This window comes from Siminovitchia sp. FSL H7-0308 (assembly GCF_037980985.1).
GTDB classification, from domain to species: Bacteria; Bacillota; Bacilli; order Bacillales; family Bacillaceae_C; genus Siminovitchia; species Siminovitchia thermophila.
The window spans coordinates 3,225,909-3,238,001 of sequence record NZ_CP150282.1 but is presented as its reverse complement, the minus strand read 5'-3'; the positions used below and the strand labels follow the sequence as shown (position 1 = coordinate 3,238,001).

General features: G+C 41.3%; 10 protein-coding genes and 1 pseudogene. 4 read left to right on the top strand and 7 right to left on the bottom strand.

What is annotated here, in order from left to right:
* Positions 1 to 80: 80 nt before the first annotated feature.
* Positions 81 to 1,070 carry an NAD(P)-binding domain-containing protein gene (locus tag MHB50_RS15305; RefSeq protein ID WP_340084125.1) on the top strand — a complete coding sequence of 330 codons (990 nt, stop codon included), beginning with the start codon at positions 81 to 83 and terminating at the stop codon, positions 1,068 to 1,070.
* A gap of 90 nt (positions 1,071 to 1,160) precedes the next feature.
* The gene (locus MHB50_RS15300) at positions 1,161 to 1,343 is read left to right on the top strand and encodes a hypothetical protein (RefSeq protein ID WP_340084123.1); all 183 of its coding nucleotides are present in this window, start codon (positions 1,161 to 1,163) and stop codon (positions 1,341 to 1,343) included.
* 249 nt (positions 1,344 to 1,592) lie between these two features.
* On the opposite strand, the gene MHB50_RS15295 is transcribed toward MHB50_RS15300, so the two are convergent.
* The 7 genes and pseudogenes from MHB50_RS15295 to putP all read right to left on the bottom strand — a co-directional run bounded on the left by MHB50_RS15295 (position 1,593) and on the right by putP (position 9,785).
* Positions 1,593 to 2,801 (bottom strand): MFS transporter, encoded by a 1,209-nt coding sequence (locus MHB50_RS15295; RefSeq protein WP_340084122.1) that lies wholly within the window; start codon positions 2,799 to 2,801, stop codon positions 1,593 to 1,595.
* 802 nt (positions 2,802 to 3,603) lie between these two features.
* Positions 3,604 to 3,954: pseudogene (locus MHB50_RS15290) on the bottom strand (response regulator); the annotation flags it as partial.
* A gap of 180 nt (positions 3,955 to 4,134) precedes the next feature.
* Positions 4,135 to 5,175, bottom strand: coding sequence for a DUF5711 family protein (locus MHB50_RS15285; RefSeq protein ID WP_077113550.1), 1,041 nt, complete (start codon positions 5,173 to 5,175; stop codon positions 4,135 to 4,137).
* 19 nt (positions 5,176 to 5,194) lie between these two features.
* The gene (locus MHB50_RS15280) at positions 5,195 to 6,055 is read right to left on the bottom strand and encodes a permease prefix domain 1-containing protein (protein WP_077113549.1); all 861 of its coding nucleotides are present in this window, start codon (positions 6,053 to 6,055) and stop codon (positions 5,195 to 5,197) included.
* Positions 6,045 to 6,374, bottom strand: a complete 330-nt coding sequence (locus MHB50_RS15275; protein WP_077113548.1) for a PadR family transcriptional regulator — start codon at positions 6,372 to 6,374, stop codon at positions 6,045 to 6,047. The genes MHB50_RS15280 and MHB50_RS15275 overlap by 11 nt, the downstream gene beginning before the upstream one ends.
* A 612-nt stretch (positions 6,375 to 6,986) precedes the next feature.
* Positions 6,987 to 8,216, bottom strand: a complete 1,230-nt coding sequence (locus MHB50_RS15270; RefSeq protein ID WP_340084120.1) for a helix-turn-helix domain-containing protein — start codon at positions 8,214 to 8,216, stop codon at positions 6,987 to 6,989.
* A 102-nt stretch (positions 8,217 to 8,318) separates the two neighbouring features.
* The gene (gene putP, locus MHB50_RS15265) at positions 8,319 to 9,785 is read right to left on the bottom strand and encodes a sodium/proline symporter PutP (protein WP_339164625.1); all 1,467 of its coding nucleotides are present in this window, start codon (positions 9,783 to 9,785) and stop codon (positions 8,319 to 8,321) included.
* 518 nt (positions 9,786 to 10,303) lie between these two features.
* On the opposite strand from putP, the gene MHB50_RS15260 reads away from it, so the two are divergent.
* On the top strand, positions 10,304 to 10,804 hold the full coding sequence (locus MHB50_RS15260; protein WP_339164623.1) for a PucR family transcriptional regulator ligand-binding domain-containing protein: 501 nt from the start codon (positions 10,304 to 10,306) through the stop codon (positions 10,802 to 10,804).
* A 382-nt stretch (positions 10,805 to 11,186) separates the two neighbouring features.
* The gene (locus tag MHB50_RS15255) at positions 11,187 to 12,092 is read left to right on the top strand and encodes an ABC transporter ATP-binding protein (protein WP_340084119.1); all 906 of its coding nucleotides are present in this window, start codon (positions 11,187 to 11,189) and stop codon (positions 12,090 to 12,092) included.
* The last annotated feature ends 1 nt before the right edge of the window (position 12,093 follow it).

Below are 12,093 nucleotides of genomic sequence, written 5' to 3'. Positions count from 1 at the left end.
TTAATGGCTGAATGGTCCCCGCAACGTGTTACCATTGAAAGAGTCGCTCACGCGATTTTGAACAAGAGAGGAGTTTTATCATGTTGGTTTTATCAGAAAAAGAGATTCGGTCCATTTATACGATGAAAGAGGCGATTGCGGATATTGAAAATGCGCTTCAATTACATGTCAAAGGCGCAGTGGAAAATCCGGTCCGGACGGTGATTCAATATCCCGAAAAGAATGCGTCTACTTTAATAATGCCGAGTGCGGTTGAACCAATTGGGATCTCCGCTGTAAAAGTGGTCACGATTTTTCCGGATAATCCTTCGGTGGGAAAAAATACGACACAAGGTGTCATTTTGCTCAGTGATACAAATGAAGGGGATCATGTCGCCTGTTTGGAAGCATCGTATTTAACACGACTCCGGACGGGGGCGGCAAGCGGTGTAGCCACGAAAAAGCTGGCGAGAGAAAATGCCCGGGTTGTTGCGGTGATCGGATGCGGGCGCATGGCGGAAGAACAGTTGCAGGCTGTCTTGGAAGTTCGCCCAATTGAACAAATATGGCTTTTTAATCGTACGACAGAACGGGCAGAGCAATTTGCCAAACGTATTTCCAAGCTTTCGCCAAATTACACTGGAGAAATAAGAATCGCGGGCGAAGCGAATGCGGCAGTTGAAAAGGCGGATATTGTCATTTGCAGCACACGCGCTGAAACGCCTGTTTTTTCCGGAGACGCATTGCGGCCGGGCACGCATATTAACGGTGTGGGTTCTTATCTTCCGCATATGCAGGAAGTAGATGAAGTCACCTTGCAAAGATGCAGTAAAATTATCGTCGATACGATCGCTGGGGCAAAAGAAGAGGCGGGGGATTTTCTCATTCCTGAAAAGGAAGGCAAATGGGATTTTTCGTTGCTGCATGGTGAACTCGATCAACTTGCTGCAGGCCAGATTACAGGAAGAGAGAAAGAAGAAGAAATCACCTTTTTCAAATCTGTCGGGACTGCTTATTTTGATCTCGCCGTTGCCGCTGCCGCCTATAAAAAAGCCGTGGAACTAGGATATGGGACAGAAGTGCCCATGTAAATGCTTGGCTATCGAATGAACGAAAGTATTTCTTTCAATCTTGATACTATTGGAAAAAGGTGTTAGCGGATCAGGGGAGCGTTTTGCGGCTTGAGAAACAAAGTGGATAGAACTATAACCAGCCAACATGTGCTTCTCCCTCAACAGACAATGAAAGCGGTATTAAGAAAATATCCTATTTTACAACGCAATGTGACGGATAGAGAAGAATGGCTCAAAATCCATAGCAGCATAGCAATTTTTTATAGAAATGGCAACCAAAGTCTTTCTTAAAGTGAGTGCGCCAATCGGTCCTGATTCATTACCATTTAAAACCTCCCTACGCTTGCACCCGGTCAGTACAAAGGGAGTTGATTCTCCCTTATTTTTATTCCATGCTCGTCATGCCGATATGCGTGTACTCAATCATTTTTATTGTAAATATCTTCTCTTCAGCGCAAGAATATTCCAGATTATTTTTAACAAAAACGGGCTGGTGAAGCCGAAGAGTCATCATTCTTGCATATTTTTGTATATGCCGCTTCATTTCTCTTTTGATAGTAGATTTGCAAGGAAAGCATTTAAAAAATACAAGACTCCCATAAAAAGAAATATCGATCGAGCGTTAACAAATTCTAGAGCGCCCCCGGTTATGGTTCGTCCTGCTGGTAATAGAAGCCCATTGAATGTAGATTGCACCCCGAATACTCTTCCATGCAAACGTCCCGGGACCTCGCGTTGAATCGCACTGTAAAAGGGGGCACTCACCAAACCAAAGGAGATACCGGCCACGGTTACTGAAAGCATAATCGCTACTGGATGACTTAAAACGAAAAGCAATCCAAAACCAATTGCTTGTAAGAGATATCCGATGGTTAAATTCACTCGGATGCGATCTGGTACATATCCAATAAGCCAAAACCCTATGAGTTGGCCTAACGACAAAATTGAATAAAGGATTCCTAGAAAGGTAGCTTGTTCTTTTGAGGACAACTTTAATCCTTCATCAAGGAAAATAGGAAGATTGACAAAAAAAGGAGAATACGCAATGGTGGATAAGATGGATATTTGAAATAAACGTGTAACAAATTGATTTTCTTTAATAAATTGCAATCCTTCTTTTAAGTCATGAGTCCATTTCGTCGGGGATATGGCTTCGGGCATATTATTTAATGGAACGTTCACTTTTGAGATCAATAATGCGGCTAGTAGAAACGATATTCCATTTAAAACAAGAACCATCTCCACATTAAAAAACGTAATCAGGATTCCACCTAGAGTAGGTCCAACCAAATATCCTATACTCTCTGTAGTTCCTAATGCCGCATTTCCTTGGGTAAGTTCTGTTTTGGACACGAGATTCGACACGGATGCTCTAACCACGGGTTCAAAGAACTGGGTCAAAGCCCCGAAAACAAAAGATAAAAAGACCAACAAAGGTAAATGGAGCATCCCAAAATAAAAGGTCAGAGGGATAACCAGCACAGTGACTCCACATAGCACACTAGAGCTTATGATAAGGGTTCTGCGGTTCATTCGATCCGCTACAACACCAGCAAAGATTCCAAACACGAAAGTTGAAAAAGTAAAGGCTCCTAGCACAATCCCCAGCGACAATGCCGATCTATCTACCTGATATGTCATCCAGATTATGGCCACCGAATACAATCCGTCTCCAAGTCTTGAAACAAACATGGCAAACCAAGTCAATCGAAAGTTGGAATTCGCTCGGATTAACTGATATAAAGACATTGTATCCCCCCTATGTTTCGTTAGATAAGGGTTTGAAAAATAAGCCCCTTTTAATCGTACCCGTCTCGCAAGGGAAAACCGAATGGAAATATCGTACCTCTCCCGTGCGGGAAACCGAAGAGCGTTCACAAGCCCGGTGACCCGCATGGCAGTATCGCACCTCTTCCACGAGGGAAACCAAAAAAGCAATCATCCGAATGGAAATATCGCGCCCATCGAGCGGGGGAAACCCGAAGAACGGTGACCAAGCCCGGTGATCATATCTGTCCCGTGCGGGAAACCGAAGAGCGTTCACAAGCCCGGTGACCCGCATGGCAGTATCGCACCTCTTCCACGAGGGAAACCAAAAAAGCAATCATCCGAATGGAAATATCGCGCCCATCGAGCGGGGGAAACCCGAAGAACGGTGACCAAGCCCGGTGATCATATCTGTCCCGTGCGGGAAACCGAAGAGCGTTCACAAGCCCGGTGACCCGCATGGCAGTATCGCACCTCTTCCGCGAAGGAAAACTAAAAAGCAATCATCCGAATGGGGATATCGCGCCCGTCGAGCGGGGGAAACCCGGAGAACGGTGACCAAGCCTGGTGATCATATCTGTTCCGTGCGGGAAACCGAAGAGCGGCCTTGAAAGGCGGTGAACTGCGCCTCAATTGTGACATGTTCCCCCTAAGATAGAAAGGTAAGCGATTAATCAGCCTTATTCCCTTGGATTATAGAGTGCGACGCAACGTTGCGGGAGATCGAAAATCCTGTCAAACGGACGATTTCAATCCACAAACTCATGTAGGGTTAAAGGCTGGACAGCCTTGCTTTTACTAAAGCAACCAGCTCTTTTGTGTAGAAGGGCTTCGCCACATAATCATCCACCCCAAGTTCAAAACTGCGTTTTCTATCTTTTTCCGAACTACTGGCTGTTAGCATAATAATAGGCATTTTGTATTTTTTACGAATCTCATAGCACACTTCCATCCCATCGCAATCTGGAAGCATGACATCAAGCAGAACGATATCCGGCCGCATATCCTCAACAAGTTTAAGCGCTTCTTGGCCCGTATAAGCACATTGTACAGAAAACCCTTCCCTCTGGAAGCGGAACTGCAATATATCAGCTATCGGTTTCTCGTCATCTATAATAATAATCTTCGTCTTCATAGCACTTTCTCCTCCAACCTTGCTACATTATTCATCTTTACCTTTTGCACTATTGAACGAATAAGTTAGCTTTTCATTAATCAGGCTAAATCAGGAAAGTTAAATGGACTATCCATAATACTGAGCGGTTTGGCAGAAGTCGGAATTTGACTATGCAAAGCCATTCATCAAGTCCGGATTCTATTTATCATTCGGAAGCGGAATCTCCGTAATGTTCGTTCCATCCAAATTCATCTGATAAAGATGATAATCGCTATTTCTTTGACCAAAACGCTTATCAACCATAAAGTAAATTTTGTTCCCAGGAGCAATTTCAGGTCCTTCAGTATATTCTTTTAAATTGGTTAGTTGCTTTTCTTCTTTTGTCTCTGCATTGTATGTGTATAACTCATATTGAAAGGTTTCTCCTGTGTCCGGATTACTAACCGATTGAAAGATGAATTCGTTTTTATTCGGAACTACTGTAAAGTCATAGATATCGTTTTTTCGTTCAGGGTTGCTGACAACTTTTAAGTTTGTCGGTTGGTCTAGAGGAATCTGGAAGATCCGCTGGAACGATTCAAAGCTGCCTTCAGCAGTATTTACGTCTTCATCATCCGGCATTTGTACAAATACAGACTTACCATCTTGTGCAATTGTAAGGGATTCCATTGAGTATTTCTTAAGGTTTGTATGTTTCATTTGTTTTTTATCCGCAAATCTGTACTCATGCAAGTCAAAATCATGCGGACGTTTACTTGCAATCGGTGAATAGTTCTTGAATACTTCTGCTTGCAAATAAAACAATGATGTTCCTGTCGGTGAAAATTCGATTTCAGTAATAGCTGATTGGACAGAAAACAGCTCCTTTACTTCCTTTTTTTCAAGATCATATTGATAAACGGTGCTTGCCAACTTTTCATCTGAATCTTTGTTCGCAGCTATGTAGACCAGAGTGGAACCGTCATTTGAAAAGCTGGGGTCTACAATAATTTGATCATTTTCTAGTTCTAATGCTTTCATTTTCAGTGACTGTTCAGGATTGTACAAGTGAATTTCTGGTTTACCCTGTAAGTAATGGACATAAGCAATTGTTCCTTGTTTAGAAATATCAAAGTCGCCCGACAATCCATTTTGTTTTTCTTTTTCATCTTTACCAAACAACAAGCCGATGACAATAAGGGCAAGTGTGAGAATGATAACGATGGTGACGAAAATCCAAAGCCATTTCCTTCTCTTCATAGTAAACCTCCTTAGTCTGTTAAAACGGGAAATAAATATAAATGAGTATGAAAGCATTCATTAAAATTGAAATTATCGCAATAACAAAAGCACTTCTTTTGTGTTTTTTCAGTAATCGCATCTGCAGAAAATATAATAAAATCCACAATATAAAAGGAATCGTTAGTAGCAGCATGAATGGATGATAACCGCCAAACAACCACATTCCAATCCATAGGTTAAATAATATGACACTAGTGACAATGACACCTAAAACGAGATTAATAAGGTGCAGCCATTTTGCCTCTTTTACCATTTCACTTTGTAAGTCAAGCTCATAAATGGTTGTTCGATAAACCAAAAAGAGTGCTAAAAGAATGTTCATCCAACTAAGAATTGCGAACGGCAAAAAAGCTGGATGATCAATAGAAGATACAATTGTATACCCGTATAAATAGGTAATAATATGAGTAACGAGTATGCTATTCATCCAGCGTCTACGGTTAAATTGAGCAACTTGATTTAAAGAGATAAGCAAGATCAATGAATGAACAAACATAGATAGAACTAACCAGCCAACATGTGCTTCCCCCTCAACAGACAATGAAAGCAGGTAGACACTGATAGAAAAAACGAAGGAAGTCACAGATAATGTCAGCATCAGTTCTTTACGGTATGGAAAAATGGACTGTTGCAATTGATATCCTATCTCTACCTCTGATCCAAAACGTTCTATCGCTTCCAATTCAGCCTCTTTCTCATTCATCCCTTCTCTTAACAGTTCCTCTTTTGAAAGTTCCAGATGAATGAGAAGTTCTTCTCTTATGTCTTCTTTTTCTTCATTTCTGCACTCGGTTTGCTGTAGTATTTTTTCAACATAGCATTTGAAATTAGATTTCACCTAATCCCTCCGAACTCTTTTTCACGAGGTTGTGAATGAAATTCCAATTTTCCTTCTTAACCTCAAGCTCCTTTTTACCCAAATCGGTAATGCTATAATATTTACGCCTTCCAACTTGCGTTTCACTCCAATAAGAAGTTACCCACTGTTTCCGTTCTAGTCGTCTCAGTGCGGGATAAAGAGTGCCTTCACTCATTTCATAAGCTTTCTCACTTAATTGCTTTAACGTTTTGATGATCTCGTACCCATATAAATCACGTTGTGCAATCAAAGATAGGAGCAATAAATCTATACTGCCTTTCATCATTTCCTTATCCATTTCTTTCACCTCTCTCAGAATCAATATACTTAATATTGTAATACGATGTACATCGCATTACAAGTTCGTTATTCACATGAAGTGGGCATGACTGGCTTTTTCTAAAAAGCTGACCAATACAAAGCGAAAAAAATGTTACATCATATGGCTTTAAAAGAAAGGTTGATGAAATAATATACAGAGCGTGGAGGAAGATATAATGATGTTATAGGGAATATTCAAATGTAAAACAATATTATCTACAGCAGTATTCAACTTTTGAAGAATTGAGTATTGAGGTTGAACAATATATAGAATGTTACAATCACATTCGTTACGGGGAGCGTTAAACGACATTAGCCCTTTGAAACTACGGGACGAATGCCGCTTAAAACCGCTATTTATTTTGACAGGGAGCCTTCATTCATTGTTCAACTTTTCCAACAATTGGGTACAGTTCAAGGTGGAGCGTGCCCGTCAAACGAGGAGACCCGAAAGTCGGAACGTAGTTGTGCATGAACGAAGTAGGGAGGCCATCGTCGATTTTTGGCTTTTGGACGATGGCTTTTTTTATGTGAAAGTGTTGAGATAACATGTACCATCCCATTTTTTTGGACAACCTTCCGTAGATTCTCACTCATTAATTTTTAACATCTGCAAATCTATATATAATTGACAGTTCGTCTGAAAGTTGTCGAATGAGATGGACGTTAATTCGATAATTTGGTTCAAACGGTATTTGAGCGTGTTTATGTGGATAAATAGCCTTTCCGCCGTAGGCTTTAAGCGGCAATTTTGCGACAAGTAGACTTCAAGCGTATGGAGCAGGCTCGTGTGGTCTTCTTTGTCTTTTTGCTGTAGTTTCAGCAGATCTTCGTTTACGTAATTCATTTTTTTCTGGTATTGGGAAATTGATTCCAGGTAACGGAACAAGCCAAGTTTTTTATATTCAAAGGATGGAAGGGAGTCCAGCCCGACAAACTTCGCTGTTTTGATCACTTCCATTGCTTCCATGTAGCTTTTTTTCAAGTGAAGGATGGAGGAACGCTCCGTGCTGATTCCCGCGTATATTCGCTGGCCGTTGAACTGGCTCAGGACGGTGGTTGTCAATTCATTGGCGCCATCAACGAGCTCCCCACGGTGTGACAGGTTGCTGCCAATCATGACGATAATTTTTAATTGGTCGATAAAAAGGTGGGTAGGTAGTTTCAGGGCATTTGAAAAAAGCCCGGATTTTTCCAGTAGCTCCCCAAAAACATCTTCGCTCGTCTGTCCCACGGTAAATACGCAAATAATGTAAGAATCCGGGATGGGGAGGTTGACATTGGCGGCCTCCCACTTGACTTGAGCTTCGGTTTGAAATTCGTCTTCCATGATTTTTTTATAAAAATCATTTTTCTCTTGATCTTTTTTTAGTTTCAATTGTTTTTTTTGATACAGGATTTTTCCGACATGATGGGAAACTTCATCAATAAAGTCAAGTTCAGCCTCCGTCAACGGTTTGCCGGTTTCCTGTATCCATATATAGCCGAGAATGTGGTCCTTATACCTCATACTTGCGACAATGCGCTGGTTCAAGCCTATTTCCTTGATTTGCTTTACCCGAAATGGCTTGGGGCTTGTTTTTAACTGTGTCACAATGCCTTTGTCCATAAACATTTCCAAGATGGAGATTGGCCAGCGTTTGGAAAAGATCGTTTGCTTATTTGCTTCATCAAATTGCTCAATATAGAAAGAGCTGTAAGCCAGTAAGGAAAATTGGTCGTCTTCGATAACGACCGGTTTTTTTAAATAGCTGCTGATCGCCTCCGTAATCTCTTCTATATTTGTCATCATCATGACTTTTTCCAACATGCGCTCCATTCCAATCCCCTCTATCTCAAGAAAATCCAGCTATCGCTATTTTATCATATTTTCCCGAATGCATGAAAAAGCCGGGGAATCGCTTCCCCGACAGAAAAAAATTTACTCTTTCAGCAAACGAAGACTTTCATCAAATTCTTTTTCGATTTCTTCGTTGCGCTTATATGTGGCCAGGCTGACAATAACGGCCACTAATAGGTTGATTAAAAAACCGGGCACAATTTCATACAATTCCGACCCCGTCCATTGCCAAACAAGGACTGTGATCGCACCGGACACCATTCCGGCAATTGCTCCCCAGTTCGTCAGTTTCCTCCAATACAAGCTTAAGACGATAATCGGTCCAAACGAGGCGCCAAAACCCGCCCAAGCATGGGAAACCAGGTTTAATATCGTTTCCGTTTTGTTGGAACTCAAAATGTAAGCGACTATTGCTACGGCTAATACAGCCAAACGGCCGAATGATACAAGTTCCTTGTCGCTTGCGGCCCGGCGGAATAATAATTTGTACAAGTCCTCTGTCAATGCGCTCGATGTAACGATTAGCTGTGAAGAGACCGTACTCATAATCGCCGCCAGAATGGCCGCCAGTATAAATCCGGCAAACAGCGGGTGGAAAAGAATTTGTCCAAGCTCAATAAAGACAGCCTCCTTATCATGCAACGTCTTATTGGTTGTATGGAAGTAGGCAATTCCAATCAGAGCCGTTAATACAGCGCCGATGAGGGAAAGAATCATCCAGCCCATCCCGATGCGGCGGGCGACTTTCGTTTCTTTTACCGAGTTGATCGCCATAAAACGAACGATAATATGGGGTTGCCCCACATATCCAAGCCCCCATGCGAGTAATGAAATGATTCCGATAAATGTCGTATCCTTGAAAAAGGTTAACAGGGTGGGATCAATTGACTTAATGATACTCACTGTTTCTGCCGGACCGCCCGTTTGGGTCACAGCCAGTGCAGGAACAATGAGTAGGGCGGTAAGCATGATCAATCCTTGGGCAAAATCAGTCCAGCTTACGGCGAGAAAACCTCCGAACAGTGTGTAGGCGACGACTACACCCGCAATAATCAGCAGTCCTTGCTGGTAGCCAAACCCGAAAGAGCTTTCAAAGAAAACCGCTCCGGCGACAAGACCGGACGAAACATAAAAAGTAAAAAATATTAAAATGACAAGTGCGGATACGATTCGCAACAGTTTCGTATGGTCCTTCAAACGGTTCTCCAAGAAAGAAGGAATGGTAATAGAATCATTGCTGGCTTGTGTATATGTGCGGAGCCGGGGAGCTACAAATATCCAGTTCAAATAGGCGCCAATCGTCAGCCCGACGGCCATCCAGATACTTGTTAAACCGCTTGCATAGATAGCACCGGGCAATCCCATTAGCAGCCATCCGCTCATATCTGAAGCACCCGCGCTAAGTGCTGTTACTGCTGGTCCAAGCGAACGACCGCCAAGCATATAATCCGTTAGATCCTTTGTTCTTCGGTAGGCTACCCACCCAATGAACAGCATTAACAACATATAAATCACTATCGTCAATAACTTTAAGGCTTCATCTGACATGTTTTTATCTCTCCTTGTTCTGTTTTTTGGGCCCATACCAACTTGATTAATAATAAAATAAGGTTCAATTAAGGAGTATGGTGGAAGCTGCCATCTTATTGTCGAACCAAGATCATAGAAATCTGGTGTATCATCTACGACGAAAAAATAAGATAAGAGCACGTAAATGGATCATTTGATGGCATGAACAGCTATGAGCGCAGCTCTTATGAATCAAACCTTAAAAAAATACGGGGGGAGGTTTAAATCAGAAATGCTCCAATCGAATTATAGCAAATTTTTCGGGCCGTTTGGAGTGAGACATTACAAATTATTAACCGTTATGTCAAATTTTCTCGCTGGAAAGGAGGTTTTGTCAGCCTAAAGCCACTACATGGAGGAGTGCTTTCATAGGTTACTGAATTACGTTTTTAGTAAAATGGTATTTAGTACAGTGAACAGGATAGTAAGGGGGAGGTTTCATTGAACATACGTATAAAGTTGTTGGCGCTCAAGATTTTCAGAAGGAACAACAAAACATGATAAAGCATGGGGTAAGTGTTAAAGAAATCGTTCACTTTACCTCTATTTTCCAAAAAGTACTAGTTCCTCCGAAGCGTGACAGAATGATTCAGAAAGTATCTGTCATAGAAGTGAAAGAGTTCGGTTCTTGGGTGAAAGGTAATGAATTAGCGCTTACTACGATCCAAAACTTTCATACGAAAGAGCTTCAGCTATCCCTGTTCCAGCAACTTATAAAAGGAAAGGCTGCTTGTCTCGTTTTTCACCCCGGCAATATCCATGAAAAACAAGCAATTTTTCATGAGACTTTGGAAGTTGCCACGCTTTCATTTTCCTGTTTTCCAAGTATTTCCTACAGTCACTTATGCCGAAATAATCGAATTGATTTTCAACTTAAAATGAAAAAACAACATCAAGAAATTGATACACTTAATGAAGTCAATCAACTATACTTTCAATTTTTATCACACCATATAAACTTGAAAGAGGTTCCGCCGATTTTCTCTGCGGGGACTTGAAAAGGTCCGCTTGGAATTCGGGATCGTGGCCCTTGCCCACAACCTCTTGAAAGTGGCGGGCATCCACCGACTACTTTCAGGAGGAAACCCTACAAATGCAAAATCAGTCGTAAAAATGTTTCGTTTTTCTACGACCGATTTATTTTAGGGGCTTTTTAGACACCCCCTGTTTTCTTTCAAGAGAACGAAATAGGGGTTTATGACTTAACATTATACTTTGGAAAAGCGCTATGAAACTAGTAATCCCTGTTTCTTGGAGCTTTTTTTATGGTGAAACATGAATGCTGGCATCTTGTGCGAAAAAAGAGTGATGTTATGCAGTATTCCACCTGTTTTCCCCTCTTGTATTTTATGATAAAAACATCTATTTAAGGTGGTGGCCATGATGTTAAAGATAAACAATGTGAGTAAATATTACGGGAAAATAAAAGCTTTACATAAGATTTCCCTCAATCTGAACAAGGGGACTTGTTTGGGTTTAGTGGGACCTAATGGTGCAGGGAAGTCGACTCTTTTGAAAATCATTGTCCACATTGTTCAAGATTATGAAGGAAAAGTCACATTTACGAGCGCGGCCAATACTGATCAGAAGCGAACAATCGGATACGTTCCCCAAGATATTTGTTTAGAAGAAAATGTCTCTGCCTTACAAAATTTGTATTTCTTTGGCAGGATGTATCAATTACGGGGAAAAGCGTTGCAACAACAGGCGGAGAAAGTACTGCATTATATCGGTTTGAGCGCGAGAAAAAAAGATAAAGTGAAAACTTTTTCAGGTGGTATGAAACGCCGCTTAAATATTGGGTGCGCCCTAATGAATGAGCCGCAATTCATTATTATGGATGAGCCGACAGTGGGGATTGATCCACAATCAAGACGGTATATTTTAGACATGATTCAGCAAATGAAAAATGAAAATCGCACCATTATCTACTCTAGTCATTATATAGAGGAAGTAAATAAGATTTGTGATGAAGTCGCATTTATTGATAAAGGAACATTAATACAACATGACACAATTGAAAAATTGATTGAAAAATATGCCGTCCCCGCCATATTTTTTACATGTCATCATCGTGCAAAGCTGCTTGAGGATATCCAAGTTTCCGGTGATGTGGCACCATATAAAAATGGATACAAGATCACAACGGCCAATCCTATGCTGACAATGGAGGAAGTGTTGCGTGTATGCAGGGAGAAAAAGGTGGTGTTAAAGCAACTTGAACTTACCCATCCTACATTAGAAGATATATTTTTCAAACTGACTGGAACGGAGCTTCGTGCTTAAA